Source organism: Uliginosibacterium aquaticum, from assembly GCF_012972705.2.
Lineage (GTDB): Bacteria > Pseudomonadota > Gammaproteobacteria > Burkholderiales > Rhodocyclaceae > Uliginosibacterium > Uliginosibacterium aquaticum.
This window is the reverse complement of the sequence record NZ_JABCSC020000001.1, coordinates 1,447,708-1,463,510: the sequence shown is the minus strand read 5'-3', so window position 1 is coordinate 1,463,510 and position 15,803 is coordinate 1,447,708. Positions and strand designations below refer to the sequence as shown.

12 protein-coding genes and 1 pseudogene are annotated in these 15,803 nt (G+C 59.0%); all 13 read right to left on the bottom strand.

The features are described 5' to 3' along the window. Position 1 precedes the first annotated feature (1 nt). The 13 genes and pseudogenes from rfaE1 to gyrA all read right to left on the bottom strand — a co-directional run bounded on the left by rfaE1 (position 2) and on the right by gyrA (position 15,397). Positions 2-949, bottom strand: coding sequence for a D-glycero-beta-D-manno-heptose-7-phosphate kinase (gene rfaE1, locus HJ583_RS06495; protein ID WP_170021130.1), 948 nt, complete (start codon positions 947-949; stop codon positions 2-4). Beyond that, complete coding sequence (locus HJ583_RS06490) at positions 946-2,268, bottom strand: UDP-glucose dehydrogenase family protein (RefSeq protein ID WP_170021129.1); 1,323 nt, start codon at positions 2,266-2,268, stop codon at positions 946-948. The genes rfaE1 and HJ583_RS06490 overlap by 4 nt, the downstream gene beginning before the upstream one ends. Positions 2,269-2,305: 37 nt before the next feature. After that, positions 2,306-3,481 (bottom strand): lipopolysaccharide assembly protein LapB, encoded by a 1,176-nt coding sequence (gene lapB / locus HJ583_RS06485; RefSeq protein WP_170021128.1) that lies wholly within the window; start codon positions 3,479-3,481, stop codon positions 2,306-2,308. Positions 3,482-3,496: 15 nt separating this feature from the next. Further along, positions 3,497-3,781, bottom strand: coding sequence for a LapA family protein (locus HJ583_RS06480; RefSeq protein ID WP_170021127.1), 285 nt, complete (start codon positions 3,779-3,781; stop codon positions 3,497-3,499). An 85-nt stretch (positions 3,782-3,866) separates the two neighbouring features. Then, on the bottom strand, positions 3,867-4,151 hold the full coding sequence (locus HJ583_RS06475; RefSeq protein WP_101943072.1) for an integration host factor subunit beta: 285 nt from the start codon (positions 4,149-4,151) through the stop codon (positions 3,867-3,869). Between the two features lie 20 nt (positions 4,152-4,171). Next, positions 4,172-5,857 (bottom strand): 30S ribosomal protein S1, encoded by a 1,686-nt coding sequence (rpsA, locus tag HJ583_RS06470; protein ID WP_170021126.1) that lies wholly within the window; start codon positions 5,855-5,857, stop codon positions 4,172-4,174. Positions 5,858-5,965: 108 nt separating this feature from the next. After that, positions 5,966-6,634 carry a (d)CMP kinase gene (gene cmk, locus HJ583_RS06465; protein WP_170021125.1) on the bottom strand — a complete coding sequence of 223 codons (669 nt, stop codon included), beginning with the start codon at positions 6,632-6,634 and terminating at the stop codon, positions 5,966-5,968. After that, the gene (gene argS, locus HJ583_RS06460) at positions 6,634-8,358 is read right to left on the bottom strand and encodes an arginine--tRNA ligase (protein WP_170021124.1); all 1,725 of its coding nucleotides are present in this window, start codon (positions 8,356-8,358) and stop codon (positions 6,634-6,636) included. Before argS ends, cmk begins: the two co-directional genes overlap by 1 nt. A gap of 7 nt (positions 8,359-8,365) precedes the next feature. Beyond that, positions 8,366-9,652, bottom strand: a pseudogene (gene aroA, locus HJ583_RS06455) (3-phosphoshikimate 1-carboxyvinyltransferase); the annotation flags it as partial. Between the two features lie 92 nt (positions 9,653-9,744). Then, positions 9,745-10,614 (bottom strand): prephenate dehydrogenase, encoded by an 870-nt coding sequence (locus HJ583_RS06450; RefSeq protein WP_170021122.1) that lies wholly within the window; start codon positions 10,612-10,614, stop codon positions 9,745-9,747. Between the two features lies 1 nt (position 10,615). After that, a complete protein-coding gene (gene hisC, locus HJ583_RS06445) occupies positions 10,616-11,716 on the bottom strand; it encodes a histidinol-phosphate transaminase (RefSeq protein ID WP_170021121.1) in 1,101 nt (366 codons plus the stop codon). Between the two features lie 16 nt (positions 11,717-11,732). Then, positions 11,733-12,797, bottom strand: a complete 1,065-nt coding sequence (gene pheA / locus HJ583_RS06440) for a prephenate dehydratase (RefSeq protein WP_170021354.1) — start codon at positions 12,795-12,797, stop codon at positions 11,733-11,735. An 8-nt stretch (positions 12,798-12,805) separates the two neighbouring features. Next, positions 12,806-15,397, bottom strand: coding sequence for a DNA gyrase subunit A (gene gyrA, locus HJ583_RS06435; RefSeq protein ID WP_170021120.1), 2,592 nt, complete (start codon positions 15,395-15,397; stop codon positions 12,806-12,808). Between the last annotated feature and the right edge of the window lie 406 nt (positions 15,398-15,803).

Below are 15,803 nucleotides of genomic sequence, written 5' to 3'. Positions count from 1 at the left end.
CTTACTCCGCGAGCATTTCTTCGAGGGTGACGGTAGCCGTACCCAGCTTGGCCACCACAATACCGGCAGCATGATTGGAGAGGCGCATGGCATCGACCAGATCGCAACCGGCTCCGAGCATCACAGCCAGCGTGGCAATCACCGTGTCACCGGCGCCGGAAACGTCGAACACTTCCTGCGCGCGGGTGCCTTCATGCACCATGCCGTCCGCGCGGAACAGGCTCATGCCCTCTTCCGAACGCGTAACCAGCAGCGCATCCAGATCCAGCGACTGACGAAGCTCTTGCGCCTTGTGCACCAGATCTTCCTCACTGCGCCATTGGCCGACCACCTGACGCAACTCGGAGCGGTTCGGCGTGAGCAGGCTAGCGCCGCTGTACTTGCTGTAGTCGTCACCCTTCGGATCGACTAGTACGGTCTTGCCGGCCGCACGTGCCATCGCGATCATCTCGGCAATATGCGCCAAACCGCCCTTGCCATAGTCGGACAAGACAATCACGTCATGTTCGGGCAGCAGTGTCGCAAAATCAGCCAGCTTGTTGCGCAGGATTTCATGCGTCGGCAGATTCTCGAAATCAATGCGCAGCAATTGCTGCTGGCGTCCCAGCACGCGCAGCTTGATGGTCGTAGACAAGGCGGGGTCGCGATGCAGACGGGTATGCACGCCATCCGTGGCAAGCAGCTTCTCCAGCGCCTGCGCCGGCTCGTCGTTACCGACCACGGATAACAGCGATACTTTCGCGCCGAGCGCTGCTGCGTTGCGAGCCACATTGGCAGCCCCGCCCGGGCGCTCTTCAGAACGCTGCACATGCACCACCGGCACCGGCGCCTCCGGGGAGATGCGATTGACCTCACCGAACCAGTAACGGTCCAGCATCACATCCCCCACCACCAGCACGCGCGCGGCAGAGGTGGCAGGAATCACAGGCAGGGGCTTGGCAGTGCTCATTTGCGTCCAATCGCCTCATAGTCCAGACCTGCCGCACGCGGCAGAGCCGGGTCGTACATGTTGCGCCCGTCGAAAATCGCCGGGCTCTTCAGGATTGCCTTGATGGCCTCAAAATCAGGACTGCGGAACTCCTTCCACTCAGTCACAATCACCAGTGCATCTGCCCCTTGCAAAGCCTGCATCGGGCGGCTGGCATAGCTCAGACGAGAGTCATCGCCAAAAATCCGCCGCGTCTCATCCATCGCTACCGGATCGTAAGCGGTCACGGTAGCGCCACGTTTGAACAATTCATGAATGATCACGCGGCTTGGCGCTTCGCGCATGTCATCGGTATTCGGTTTGAAGGCCAACCCCCACAAAGCAAAATGCTTGCCGGTCAGATCCTCGCCAAAGCGACGCACGATCTTGTCGACCAGTACCAGCTTCTGTGCGTCATTGGCGTCTTCCACGGCTTGCAGGACTTTCAAACCCTGCCCAGCCCCTGCCGCCGTCTGAATCAATGCCTTCACATCCTTGGGAAAGCACGAGCCGCCATAGCCACAGCCGGCGTACAGGAAGTGCCAGCCGATACGCGGGTCCGAGCCGATCCCCTGGCGCACCTGTTCGATATCCGCACCAAGCTTCTCGGCCAGCACAGCCAGCTCGTTCATGAAGGAGATGCGCGTGGCGAGCATGGCATTGGCTGCATATTTGGTCAGCTCGGCCGAACGCACGTCCATGATCACCAGCTTCTCGTGATTGCGCTGAAACGGTGCGTACAGTGCACGCATCAGGTTGATCGCCTGATCATCCTCAGCCCCCACGACGATGCGATCGGGGCGCATGAAGTCGTCCACCGCCGCTCCCTCTTTGAGGAACTCGGGGTTGGAGACGACGCTATAAGGCACAACCACGCCGCGCTTCCGCAGTTCTTCAGCAATCGCAGCACGCACCTTGTCGGCAGTACCAACAGGCACAGTGCTCTTGTCGATCACAACCTTATAGTCATTCATCAGACGACCAATATTGCGCGCAGCCGCCAACACGTATTGCAGGTCGGCTGAGCCATCTTCATCGGGCGGCGTCCCCACGGCAATGAACTGAATGGTGCCAAAACGCACAGCCTCTTCAATATCGGTCGTGAAATGCAGACGACCTGCAGCCACATTGCGTGCCACAACCTGATCCAGACCCGGCTCATGAATAGGGATGCCGCCTTCCTTGAGGACGCGGATCTTCTCCGGATTGACGTCCAGGCAAAGCACGTCATTACCTACCTCGGCCAGGCATGCGCCCGACACCAGACCTACATAACCGGTACCGACTACGGTGATTTTCATCGTTCAGGACTTCCTGAAAAAGAAGTTGGGAGCTGGCTCAGATGGCCAGATCGAATTCTTCGGTGCGCTTGGGCGGATAGGTTTCCCATCCACCACACGCAGGGCAGCGCCAGTAAAACTGACGCGCCTTGAAGCCACAATCCTTGCAGCAATAACGCGCTACGCGGCGGGTATGGCTATGGATCAATGACTTGACCATATCCAAGTCACCCTTGCGCTCTGGTGCAATGGTGTGCTCGGCCGCCTCAAGTAGTTTTTCCAGACCCAACAGGGTCGGGTTGCGCTTGATTTCGTCGCGCACCAGGGTATAGGCCGCATCGACGCCCTTACGCTCGATTTCCCACTTGAAGACGGTTTCCAGCAGGTCCAGCGAAGGCGTTTGGCCGAGGTGAGTCTTGAGAAACTGAGCGCCTTTCTCTTCATGGCCGAGGCGGCGATGTGCATCCATCAGACGCTCGGCAATCAAAGAGAGATACATCGGATCCTGATGGGCAATCTCCTGCCAGGCCTCAACCGCAGAGACATCATCCCCCTGAGCTGAAAGGACCTCGCCAAGCAACAAGTTGGCACGTACGCATTTCCGATTGCTCTCAAGCGCCAGACGCAACTGAACACGAGCAGCCTCGAAATCCGAGCGCGCCATGGCCGTCGCCGCAATTTCACAATAGAAATTGGCGATGTCGACTTCCCAGCGGTGGCTGCCACGGCGCGGCATGTCACGTGCGATATCGATCGCGCGCTGCCAGTTCTTTTCCTGCTGGTAGATCTGCAGCAGCGAATCATTGGCCACTTCGTTCCGGCTAGTGCTGCGCAACTGCAGATAGACCGCCTCGGCGCGGTCAAGAAGCCCCGCCTTGAGGTAATCCTCCCCCAGTTCCTGCAGGGCCTGCTCACGGTGCTCCTCGCTGATGACCTCGCGATCCACCAGACTCTGATGGATGCGAATGGCACGATCCAGCTCACCACGCTTGCGGAACAGATTGCCCAAAGCGAAATGCAACTCAACCGTTTGCGGATCAAGTTGAACTGCTTCAAGAAAGGAGTCGATCGCCTTATCCGGCTGCTCATTGAGCAAAAAATTCAGGCCAGAGAGGGTCGAACGCGGCAAGGCACGTGACTCGTTGACCAGATGACGAATATCGATCCGCGCCGCCAGCCAGCCAGCGCCAAAAAACAGCGGCCAGCTAAGCAACCACCAGAGTTCAAAATCCATGTATTGAGCGAAAGGTCAGGCGTCCGCGTCGTCAGACTGCACGGGCGAACGGGTTGAAGAGGACGGCAGCAATTTACGCAGGCGTTCAAGCTCGCGTCGTGGCCCAAGACTGCTGGCAAGCATGGCCAGCACACCCGCCAGCATTCCGAGCGCGAACATCGCCAGGATCAGCAAGACCAGGGGCATCTGCCAGCTCGTATCAAAATAGGCACGCACCGTGACCAGACCATCGTTCTTGATGGCAAAGCCCAGCAGGAGCAGAAAGACAAACGCTCGAAGCAGCAGGGAGAAGATCTTCATAAGGCGTAATTATCCTTCAGACCAGCGCAAAAAAGAAGGCGACCCTAGGGCCGCCTTCTTTTTTGTTACAGCGAACAGTAGCAAATCACTCGATGCGATCCACGCGCTCGCGCAGTTCCTTGCCTGCCTTGAAATGCGGGACATACTTTTCCGGCACCAGCACCTTGTCACCCGACTTGGGGTTGCGCCCCACGCGTGGCGGCCGGTAATTGATCCCGAAGCTGCCGAAGCCGCGGATCTCGATGCGATGACCGCGCGCCAGGCTGGCGGCCATCTCGTCGAGAATCATCTTCACCGCGACATCAGCGTCCTTCGCACCAAGCTGCGGAAAGCGCGCCGTCAAGCGCTCGATCAGTTCAGACTTGGTCATGTTATCAGGCACGGCAATGCTTACTGCTGAGCGCTATTGAGCTTCGCCTTGAGCAATGCACCAAGGTTGGTCGTACCTGCAGAGCCGGTATCAGCAGAGAACTTCTGCATCACTTCGTTCTGCTCGGCTTGATCCTTGGCCTTGATCGACAGGTTGATCGAACGGGTCTTGCGATCCACGTTGATAATCATGGCTTCGAGCTCATCGCCCACCTTCACCACGGTCGTCAGATCTTCCACGCGCTCACGGGAGAACTCGGAAACGCGCAGGTAACCCTCTTGATCACCGCCCAGATCCACCACGGCACCGCGGGCATCCACTGACTTCACAACGCCCTTGATCAGGGTGTTCTTGTCGTGGGTGGCCACGTAGGAGGTGAAGGGATCCCCATCCAGCTGCTTCACGCCCAGCGAGATACGCTCCTTCTCGATGTCGATGGCCAGCACGACAGCTTCCAGCTCGTCACCCTTCTTGAAGTTGCGGATGGCCTCTTCGCCAGTCTGGCTCCAGGAGAGGTCGGACAGGTGCACCAGGCCGTCGATGCCGCCCGGCAAGCCGATGAACACGCCGAAGTCGGTGATCGACTTGATGGCGCCGCGCACACGGTCACCCTTCTTGTGGTTTTCGCCGAACTCGTCCCACGGGTTCGCCTGGCACTGCTTCATGCCCAGCGAGATGCGGCGACGCTCTTCGTCGATTTCCAGGATCATCACTTCGACTTCGTCGCCCAGCTGGACAACCTTCGTCGGGTGGATGTTCTTGTTGGTCCAGTCCATCTCGGATACGTGAACCAGGCCTTCGATGCCCTGCTCGACTTCAACGAATGCGCCGTAGTCAGTAATGTTGGTAACTTTACCGAACAGACGGGTGCTCTGCGGGTAACGACGCGAGATGCCGACCCACGGATCTTCGCCCAGTTGCTTCATGCCCAGCGAAACGCGGTTCTTTTCTTGGTCGAACTTCAGGACCTTGGCGGTCACTTCGTCGCCCACAGCCAGCACTTCGGACGGGTGACGGACACGGCGCCAGGCCAGATCGGTAATGTGCAGCAGACCATCGATGCCGCCCAGGTCGACGAATGCGCCGTAGTCGGTGATGTTCTTGACCACACCCTTAACCACGGTGCCTTCGGCCAGGGTTTCGAGCAGCTTCTGGCGCTCTTCACCCATGGTCACTTCAAGCACGGCGCGACGCGACACAACCACGTTGTTGCGCTTGCGATCGAGCTTGATGACCTTGAATTCGAATTCCTTGCCTTCGTAAGGAGTGGTGTCCTTGACGGGGCGCATATCGACCAGGGAACCCGGCAGGAAAGCGCGGATGCCGTTGGTCATGACGGTCAGGCCGCCCTTGACCTTGCCAGTCACAACGCCCTTGACCAGAGCGCCATCGTTCAGAGCCTTGTCGAGGAAGTTCCAAGCGGCAATGCGCTTGGCCTTGTCACGCGACAGGCGGGTTTCGCCGTAGCCGTCTTCCAGGGTCTCGATGGCAACCTGGACGTAATCGCCCGGGGTGGCTTCCAGCTCACCGCGATCGTTGCGGAATTCATCCAGGGGAATGTAGCTCTCGGATTTCAGGCCGGCGTTAACAACCACGAAGTTCTGGTCGATACGTACAACCTCAGCCGTGATAACTTCGCCAGCGCGCATTTCCTGGCGGTTCAGGCTTTCCTCGAAGAGGTCGGCAAAACTTTCAATGTTGGACATAAAGGGACTCGGTACCGTGCAAGCACGGCGGAAAAAAGAAGTAAAAAACCCGGGGGACCTACAGAATCAGGCCGGAGAAAACCGGGCCTGTCTGCAAACCGCCGGAACTCAAGCGGCTTGCCCTGCTCCGCGCTGCATGGCGAGATTCAGCACAAAGTGCACTGCCTCATCAATGGAAAGCGTTGTGGTGTCGAGCAAAACCGCGTCCTCACACGGCCTCAGAGGAGCGACCAACCGTGAGGTATCACGGGCGTCACGCTCCCTAAGGTCGCGCAGAAGATCGTCGATACTAGCAGTCGAACCCTTTGCGATCAACTGCTTATAACGTCTCTCGGCGCGCGACTCAACGCTCGCCGTCAGGAAAATTTTGAGAAAGGCCCCGGGAAAAACCACCGACCCCATGTCACGCCCGTCAGCCACCAAGCCCGGCGCCACCCGGAAAGCCTGCTGGCGCTCCAGTAGCGCAGTACGCACCGCCGGCAGGGCTGCGATCTTGGAAGCCGAATTACCGGTTTCCTCACGCCGGGCCTGCAACGACACATCCTCACCCTCAAGCAAAATCGCGCCACGTTCAAAGGCAACGTCCAGCGCGCTGGCCTGTGCAGCCAACGCGGCTTCATCCGTCAGACCCACTCCACGTTTGATTGCGGCAAGAGCCAGCACGCGGTAAATGGCGCCAGAGTCCAGAAAATGCCAGCCCAGCCTCTCAGCCACCAGCCCAGCCACCGTACCTTTGCCTGAAGCAGTCGGCCCGTCGATCGCAAGCACCGGAACCATCACATCGCCTCCAATACACCAATTCCCAGCAGGCCAAGACCCGTCTTGAGCGTATCTGCGGTCAGGCGACACAGACGCAGGCGACTATCACGCAGCGCGCCCTCACTCTTGAGCACAGGACACGCTTCGTAGAAACGCATGAACTGACCAGACAGCTCATACAGATAGGCGCACAGGAAGTGGGGCATGGTTTCGCGCGCCACAGAATGCAACGCCTCCGAGAAGCGGACCAGAGCCAAGGCCAGCTGACGCTCGGCTTCCTCCTCCAGCACGATGGGCGCTGCTGCGTCGAAGTGCTCAACCCGACGGAACACTCCAGCAATTCGGGTATAGGCATACTGCAGATAGGGCGCAGTATTGCCCTCGAAAGCCAGCATGCTGTCCCAGCTGAACACATAATCACTGTTACGGTTCTTCGAGAGATCGGCATACTTCACGGCACCGATGCCCACCGCAGCCGCTATTGCCCGGCGTTCGGATTCGGGCATGTTCGCGTTCTTCTCACTGACCAGAGCAAAAGCGCGGTGCTCAGCCTCTTCAAGCAACTCAGCCAGCTTGACCGTGCCGCCCGTACGAGTCTTGAAGGGTTTGCCGTCCTCCCCCAGCATCACGCCGAAACCGACGTGCTCCAGCTGCATGCCCTGCGGCGCGTAGCCCGCCTTGCGGCTGACGGTAAACATCTGCTGAAAGTGGAGGCCCTGCCGAGCATCCACCACATAGAGGGCGCGGTCTGCCTTGAGCGTGGCCGCGCGATAGCGCACGGCAGCCAGGTCGGTCGTGGCATACAGATAACCGCCGTCCTGCTTCTGCACGATATAGGCCTGTGCTTCGCCCTCCTTGTTGCTGAACTCTTCGAGAAAGACCACCTGAGCGCCTTCGCTCTCGACTGCCAGTCCCTTGGCCTTAAGGTCAGCCACCACCACCGGCAGATCATCGTTGTAGGCGCTCTCGCCGCGCACGTCGGCACGCGTCAGCCCCACGCCCAGCTTCTCATAGACCGCTTCGCAGTGATGCAGGGACACGTCGAGGAACTTTTGCCACAAGGCGTTGACCTGCGCATCCCCGCCCTGCAGCTTTACCACGTATTCGCGCGAGTGGGTCGCAAAAGCCTCATCCGCGTCAAAACGCTGCTTGGCACGGCGATAAAAGTCTTCCAGGTCGTTCAACGCAAGTGTGGCTTCGCCGCCTTGCTCGGCCTCGATCAGATAGGCCGTCAGCATGCCGAACTGGGTACCCCAGTCGCCCACATGGTTCTGCGCAATCACCTCGTGGCCGAGGAAACGCAGCACCCGCGCCAAGGCGTCACCAATGATGGTCGAACGCAGATGGCCAACGTGCATTTCCTTGGCCAGATTCGGCGAGGAGTAATCCACCACCACCCGCTGCGATACCGGCTGCGGCACGCCCAGCTTCGCATCGGCCATCGCTTCGTGCGCCAGAGCAGCCAGAAATTCCGGCGCCAGCGTGATGTTGATGAAACCCGGGCCGGCAATTTCAACCTTGCTAGCAATGCCTGCCAGATCGAGCTTTTCAAGCACTTCGCTGGCGAGCTGGCGCGGATTCATCTTGCGCGCCTTGGCGGCCCCCATCACACCATTGGCCTGGTAATCGCCGAATTCAGGGCGGCCGGCCGGCGCAATCACTGCCGGAGCGCCTTCGCAACCGACGGCAGCCAGCGCGGCGGAAACTCGCGCATCAAGAAGTTCAATCAGAGTCTGTTGCATAGTCTTACTTCGTTACCGAGGCGAACACCTCGAAATATTCAGGAAAAGTCTTGGCCGTGCATCTGGGGTCGTTGATCCGTACCGGCACACCACCCAGTGCCACCAGCGAGAAACACATGGCCATGCGATGATCATCATAGGTGTCGACGGCGGCTTGTGCCGTAAGCGCAGCAGGCGCCGTCACGCGCAGCCAGTCCTCACCTTCCTCCACCGTGGCGCCAACCTTGCGCAGCTCGGTCGCCATCGCCGCAATGCGGTCGGTTTCCTTGACGCGCCAGCTGCCGATATTGGTCAGGCGGCACGGGCCATCACAAAAGAGCGCCGCCACGGCAAGAGTCATCGCCGCATCCGGAATGTGGTTGAAATCCATGTCAAAAGCGCGCAGCTTGCCGCTTGCCGGCGCGCGGGCTTCGATCCAGTTCTCGCCCATTTCGATCTGCGCACCAATCGCTTCCAGCGCCTGGGCGAAGGCAACATCACCCTGGATGCTGTTGCGCCCCACACCTTCAACCCGCACCGGACCACCACCAATGGCACCTGCGGCAAGGAAGTAGGAGGCCGACGAGGCATCACCTTCAACGTACACCGTGCCCGGAGAAACATAGCGCTGGCCGCCGGGGATCACGAAACGCTGCCAGCCCTCACGCTCGACCTTCACGCCGAATTGCGCCATCAGACGCAGGGTGATCTCGATATAGGGCTTGGAGATCAGCTCACCGATCACCTCAACGGTCGTCTCGACACCAGTGGTCGGCAGAGCCATCAATAAGGCAGTCAGGAACTGGCTGGAGACGTTTCCACGAATCCGCACCACGCCGCCAGCCTTGATGTCGGCGGGGCGGATCTGCAGCGGCGGAAAACCTTCGCTGCCGAGGTACTCGACATCCGCACCAATCTGACGCAAGCCCTCAACCAGATCCCCGATAGGCCGCTCATGCATGCGCGGCACGCCGTGAAGCTTGTAAGAGCCCCCCGCGAGCGCCAGCGCTGCCGTGAGCGGACGGAATGCAGTGCCCGCATTGCCAAGAAACAGGTCAGCATCCTTATTGGCAAAGCCTACGGGCGCCCCCGCGACGCGATAATCCTTGTCACCCGTTTTTGTGACTGCCACGCCGAGGGTCTGCAAGGCTTCAAGCATGCGGTCGGTATCGTCCGAACCCAGCAAATCGCGGATATCGGTCACCCCTTCCGAAAGAGCGGCCAACAGCAGCGTGCGATTGGAAATGCTCTTCGAGCCAGGCAAGCGCACGACACCCTGAGCATGCGTCAGGGGTTTGAGGTCAAGGAATTCCATCTGTATCCACTTCTCCGGGAATGCAGCAACTTCGTTTCAGCCTTGAAAGCCAGTTCGAAGCGCGGGCAGTTCCTCAATATCAAGCCTACGGCTTATTTCAAATACTTCTCTGCCCAAGCATTGCGCGCAGCAGAGGCCTCGGCAAACAGGGATTCAAGTCCGGCCCCGTCACCCTGCATCAGCAAGGCACGCAGATAGGCCAGCTCAGTCAGGTAGGCATCCAGTTCAGCCAGCAGGGCGTGCCGGTTGGCCACACAGATATCGCGCCACATTTCCGGGTGACTGCCAGCGATCCGCGTGAAGTCGCGGAAGCCTGATGCGGCAAAGCCGAACAACTGCTCGGCATTACCACGCCCCTGAATCTGGTGCACCAGTCCGAAAGCCAGCAAATGCGGCAGATGGCTCACCGCTGCAAACACACGGTCATGATCCTGCGGGCTCATCTGGCTGACCACCGCACCGCAGGCAGCCCAAGCTGCCCGCACACGCTCGATCGACTCTGGAGCATTTTCGGGCAAAGGTGTGAGCACCACACGCTTGCCACGATAAAGCTCTGCAAAGGCTGCTGAAGGGCCGCTTTTCTCAGCTCCAGCAATCGGATGGGCCGGCACCACGTTGGCCAGACAATGATTCAGATGGCTATAGACAGCTTCAAACACATCAGCCTTGGTGCTACCACCATCGGTCACCAGGGTCTGCGGCTCAAGATGTGGCGCGGCAGCTGCCATAACGGCAGACATCTGCCCCACCGGCATGGCCAGCAGGAGCAGATCTGCGCCCTTCAGGGCCACCGCCCAGTCCGTGGCGATTTCATCAATCAGCCCCAGTTGCTGCGCCTCTTCCAGCGTTTCACGACGGCGCCCCACTCCAACCAGCGTTTCCACAAGCCCAGCCTGACGCAAGGCCAGCGCAAAAGATCCGCCGATCAGACCCACGCCACAGATCACCACACGCTTGAACATCTCAGCCCTTCAATGCTTCAGCCAAGGCCTCAAGGAAGCGCTCGTTCTCGACCGGCAAGCCGATGGTCACGCGCAGCCACTCAGGCATGCCATAGTTGCCAACCGGACGCACGATCACCCCACGCTGCAGAAGGCGCCGATTCACCCCCGCGCCATCCCCCACCCGGAAGGTCAGGAAGTTGGCCACCGAGGGGATGTGCTGCAGATTCAAGGCATCGAACCCCCTGATCAGTTGAGCCATACCCGCACGATTGGTCTCAAAGCTGCGCTCTAGGAACTCATCATCACTCAGCGCGCCCTCAGCCGCTGCAAGCGCCAGGCTGTTGGCGTTAAAAGGCTGGCGCACGCGATTTATCAGATCCGCCACGGTCGGATGAGCCACCGCATATCCCATACGCAGACCGGCCAAACCGTAAATCTTGGAGAATGTGCGCGAAATCAGCAGGTTCGGAAAACGCTTGATCCAGCTGACGCTGTCGTAACGCAGCTCGGGCGGCAGGTATTCGTTATAGGCCTCATCCAGCAAGACCAGTACATCAGTAGGCACACGGGCGAGAAAGTCCTCGATGACCGGCCCCGGCAGGAAAGTGCCAGTCGGATTATTCGGATTCGCTATGAATACGATCCGCGTATCAACGTCGATGGCGTCCGCCATGGCGGCCAGATCGTGCCCAAAAAAACGCGCCGGTACTTCAACGCAACGGCCGCCCACCCCCTGAACAGCCAATGGGTAGACCGCAAACGCATGCTGAGCAAACACTGCACTGGCTCCGGCCGGAATAAAGGCTCGGGCAGCAAGCTCAAGCACATCATTGGAGCCATTTCCCAACACCAGGCTATCCGTACTCACACCAAGCTTTGCCGCCAGAGCATGCTTCAATGCAAACCCATTGCCATCCGGATACAACGCTAGGCCATCCAATGCCGCCTCCATCGCAGCGCGGGCCTTCGGGCTCATGCCGAGAGGGTTTTCATTGGACGCCAGTTTGACAATTTTCGCTTCGTCCAGCCCCATCTCTCGCGCCAGCTCGCCGATGGGTTTGCCCGGGACGTAAGGGGAGATGGCGCGAATATGTTCGGGAGCGCGTTGTGCAACAGTCATTCCGGACTCCAGCAGTTCAGATAGCGGCAACCGGGTAGGAGCCAAGCACTTTCACGAAAGCGGCACGATCAACCAGTGCATTGAGCGCCTCAGCCACAGCAGGGCTCTCGCGATGGCCTTCGATATCGACATAGAACACGTATTCCCACAAACCGGTGCGCGACGGGCGCGACTCCAGCTTGGTCATGCTCACACCTTTGTCAGCGAAGGGCTGAAGCAGCCCGAAAACTGCGCCAGGGCGGTTCGGTGCCGAGCAGATCAGCGAGGTTTTGTCCTTACCGGAAACTCCTGCGTCATGCTGACCGATGATCAAAAAACGCGTGGTGTTATTCGGATCATCTTCAATGTTTGCAAAGAGAACCGGCAACGCATAGAGCTGCGCAGCACGCTCACCGGCGATCGCCGCGGCCTCCGGATCCTCGGAAGCCAGACGCGCCGCCTCGGCATTGCTCGACACCGGCAAGCGCTCGATGCCCTGAGCATGATTGGCCAACCAGTCTGCACACTGCCCCAGCGACTGGGAATGTGAATAGATCCGCTTGACCCCGGCCATGCTGCCGGCGCGCGTCATGAGATTCTGGCGGATGCGCAGACTCACCTCTCCACACACGGAGACATTACCCGACAACAGCAGATCCAGCGAACGACTCACAGCACCTTCAGTGGAGTTCTCCACCGGCACCACGCCGTATTGCACCGCACCGGCCTCGACGGCGTGGAAGACTTCATCAATAGTCGCCATCGGCTGTAAGGCCGGAGAGCCCCCAAAATGCTTGCCGGCGGCCTCCTCGGTAAAGGTGCCGCGCGGCCCAAGGTGCGCCACGCGCAAAGGCTGCTCTAGCCCCAGACACCAGGACATGATCTCGCGGAAGATCCGCTGCACCGCTTCATCGGACAGCGGCCCCGGATTACGCGCGGCAATATTGCGCAGCACCTGCGCCTCGCGCTCAGGGCGATACAGCGGGCCACGCTTCACTTCGCCAACACGCTGCGCACAACGAGCACGCGCAGCTAGACGCTCAAGAATTTCAGCATCGAGGCGATCGATTTCGCCGCGCAGCTTCAGCAGTTCATCGGCCATCGCATCACTCATTCCGTTGCGCCCTCTGCGCCATCAGCACCGTCCACATCACCTTCGAGGTTTTCATCATCTGTCTCAACGATTTTTTCGATCGAAGAGAGACGCGCGCCATCATCCAGGTTGATCAGGGTTACACCCTGAGTCGAGCGGCCCAGCTCACGGATATCCTTCACCGGCGTACGGATCAACACGCCGTTATCGGCAATCAGCATCACGTGATCGGTCGGATCGACCAGCACAGCAGCCACCAGCTTGCCGTTACGCTCCGAAGACTGAATTGCGATCATGCCCTTGGTACCACGGCCATGCAGGGTGTATTCACCGATATTGGTGCGCTTGCCGTAACCGTTTTCGGTCGCAGTCAGCACACTCTGCGTTTCGCCATGCGCCACCAGCATGGACAGCACGCTCTGACCATCTTCAATCATCATGCCGCGCACGCCACGAGCAGTACGACCCATCGGGCGCACGTCCTTCTCATCAAAACGCACAGCCTTGCCAGCATCCGAGAAGAGCATCACATTGCAATCGCCATCAGTGATCGCTACGCCAATCAGATAGTCACCATCATCGAGGCCCACAGCGATGATGCCGGCCTTGCGCGGATTGGAAAAATCAGTCAGCGGCGTTTTCTTCACCGTACCCTGCGCGGTTGCCATGAAGACGAAATGACCCTCATCGAACTCTTTGACCGGCAACACGGCAGTGATCTTTTCGCCTTCAACCAGCGGGAACAGATTGACGATGGGTTTGCCGCGCGCATTGCGCTGCCCCTCCGGCACCTCATACACCTTCAGCCAATACAAGCGCCCTCGATTCGAGAAGCACAGGATGTAATCATGGGTATTCGCCACGAAGAGCTGATCGATCCAGTCATCTTCCTTGGTTGCCGCTGCCTGCTTGCCACGCCCGCCGCGCTTCTGCGAACGATAGTCGGCCAGCGGCTGGCGCTTGAAGTAGCCCGTATGCGATAGCGTTACCACCATGTCTTCCTGGGCGATCAGATCTTCGATATTGATATCTGCCGTATTCAGCACCAGTTCGGACTTGCGGGGATCACCAAACTGCTCGCGGATGGCGCGCAACTCGGTATCGATGATCGCGGTAATACGCGCCGGCTTGGCCAGGATGTCCAACAGATCGGCAATCTCAGCCATCACATCACGATACTCGCCGACGATCTTGTCCTGCTCCATATTGGTCAGGCGCTGCAGCTGCATTTCCAGAATGCGTTGCGACTGAGTTTCGGAGAGACGATAGCCCTGCGCCGACAAACCGAAATCAGGCGCCAGCCCCTCGGGGCGATAGCTGTCAGACATGGCTCGAGACAGCATTTCCTCCACCAGCGGAGAACGCCACATGCGCTCCATCAACTCCCGCTTGGCATCCGCTGGAGTCGGCGCGGCCTTGATCAGGGCGATGATTTCATCAACATTGGACAAAGCAACGGCCAGACCTTCAAGGATGTGCCCTCGCTCACGCGCCTTGCGCAACTCGAACACGGTACGCCGTGTCACCACCTCACGGCGGTGCGCAAGGAAACACTCCAACATTTGCTGCAGGTTCAGCAAACGTGGCTTGCCATCGACCAGCGCCACCATGTTCATGCCAAAGGTATCCTGCAACTGGGTCTGCTTGAACAGATTGTTCAGCACAACCTCAGCCACTTCGCCACGCTTGAGTTCGATCACGATACGCATGCCGGACTTGTCGGACTCGTCACGCAGATCGGAGATACCTTCAATACGCTTCTCATTGACCAGCTCGGCGATTTTTTCGAGCAGGGTCTTCTTGTTCACCTGGTAAGGAATCTCGTCAACGATGATTGCCTGACGATTGCCCTTTTCCATATCTTCGAAATGGGTGCGCGCACGCATCACCACTCGTCCGCGGCCGGTGCGATAGCCCTCATGCACGCCATGCAGACCGTAGATGAGACCTGCCGTGGGGAAGTCAGGCGCCTGCACGATACGGATCAACTCTTCGATATCCGTTTCCGGATTCGCCAGCAGCGTCAGACAAGCCTCGATGACTTCCGAAAGATTGTGCGGCGGGATGTTCGTCGCCATACCCACCGCAATCCCGGCCGAACCATTGATCAGCAGGTTGGGGATACGGGTTGGCAGAACCGTAGGCTCAAGTTCCTTGCCATCGTAGTTAGGCTGAAAATCGACCGTTTCCTTATCGATATCAGCCAGCAGATCGGCAGCAACCTTCTCGAGACGGCACTCGGTATAACGCATGGCCGCTGCAGCATCGCCATCGATGGAGCCAAAGTTGCCCTGCCCGTCCACCAGCGTGTAGCGCAGAGAGAAGTCCTGCGCCATGCGCACCAGCGTGTCGTAAATAGCCGAGTCGCCGTGGGGGTGGAACTTACCCATCACATCCCCAACCACGCGAGCACACTTCACGTAGGGGCGATTCCAGGCGTTATTCGCCTCGTGCATCGCATACAGAACCCGACGGTGTACCGGCTTCAAGCCATCGCGCACATCCGGTAGCGCACGCCCCACAATCACGCTCATTGCGTAATCTAGGTAGGAGTGGCGCATTTCTTCCTCTAGACTGATCGGCAGCGTTTCCTTGGCAAATGAGTTCATAGGCGCTAAAAGGAGGTCCGGTTGAAGGCGCTAAAAGCTGGCGATTGTAACATGCGGCCCTTCCCGCCTCGGCTGCTTCCACTTTCAGCAAATCAACCGCCCTGCTTGCAGAGCTGAACTCCAAAGCGCGCCGACACCCTCCCGCCTAAGCAGCTAACACCACGCAAGAAGAGCTAGCATGGCGGCGCATGAAGTCTAGGCACAAACAGCAGGACGCTCACCACATTAACCGCTGCTATGCGGTGACGCGATGTGAATGAGAGGGCAAATGCGCCACCAGCAAGGGCCGATTCGACCCGACTCAAAAAACTGCATTAGTCAGCTTGACGGGCAAAAAAATCCAGAAAACATGCCAGAACATCAAGTTCTACACACTGCGACCTTCAGAGCAAAGCCTTTCAAAGAG

Bases quoted from the DNA above. Each gene is read 5' to 3' on its own strand.
- argS (WP_170021124.1), bottom strand. From the start codon at position 8,358: ATGCAACAGACTCTGATTGAACTTCTTGATGCGCGAGTTTCCGCCGCG.
- HJ583_RS06450 (WP_170021122.1), bottom strand. From the start codon at position 10,614: ATGTTCAAGCGTGTGGTGATCTGTGGCGTGGGTCTGATCGGCGGATCT.
- rfaE1 (WP_170021130.1), bottom strand. From the start codon at position 949: ATGAGCACTGCCAAGCCCCTGCCTGTGATTCCTGCCACCTCTGCCGCG.
- hisC (WP_170021121.1), bottom strand. From the start codon at position 11,716: ATGACTGTTGCACAACGCGCTCCCGAACATATTCGCGCCATCTCCCCT.
- pheA (WP_170021354.1), bottom strand. From the start codon at position 12,797: ATGGCCGATGAACTGCTGAAGCTGCGCGGCGAAATCGATCGCCTCGAT.
- lapB (WP_170021128.1), bottom strand. From the start codon at position 3,481: ATGGATTTTGAACTCTGGTGGTTGCTTAGCTGGCCGCTGTTTTTTGGC.
- HJ583_RS06480 (WP_170021127.1), bottom strand. From the start codon at position 3,781: ATGAAGATCTTCTCCCTGCTGCTTCGAGCGTTTGTCTTTCTGCTCCTG.
- cmk (WP_170021125.1), bottom strand. From the start codon at position 6,634: ATGGTTCCGGTGCTTGCGATCGACGGGCCGACTGCTTCAGGCAAAGGT.
- HJ583_RS06475 (WP_101943072.1), bottom strand. From the start codon at position 4,151: ATGACCAAGTCTGAACTGATCGAGCGCTTGACGGCGCGCTTTCCGCAG.
- rpsA (WP_170021126.1), bottom strand. From the start codon at position 5,857: ATGTCCAACATTGAAAGTTTTGCCGACCTCTTCGAGGAAAGCCTGAAC.
- HJ583_RS06490 (WP_170021129.1), bottom strand. From the start codon at position 2,268: ATGAAAATCACCGTAGTCGGTACCGGTTATGTAGGTCTGGTGTCGGGC.
- gyrA (WP_170021120.1), bottom strand. From the start codon at position 15,397: ATGAACTCATTTGCCAAGGAAACGCTGCCGATCAGTCTAGAGGAAGAA.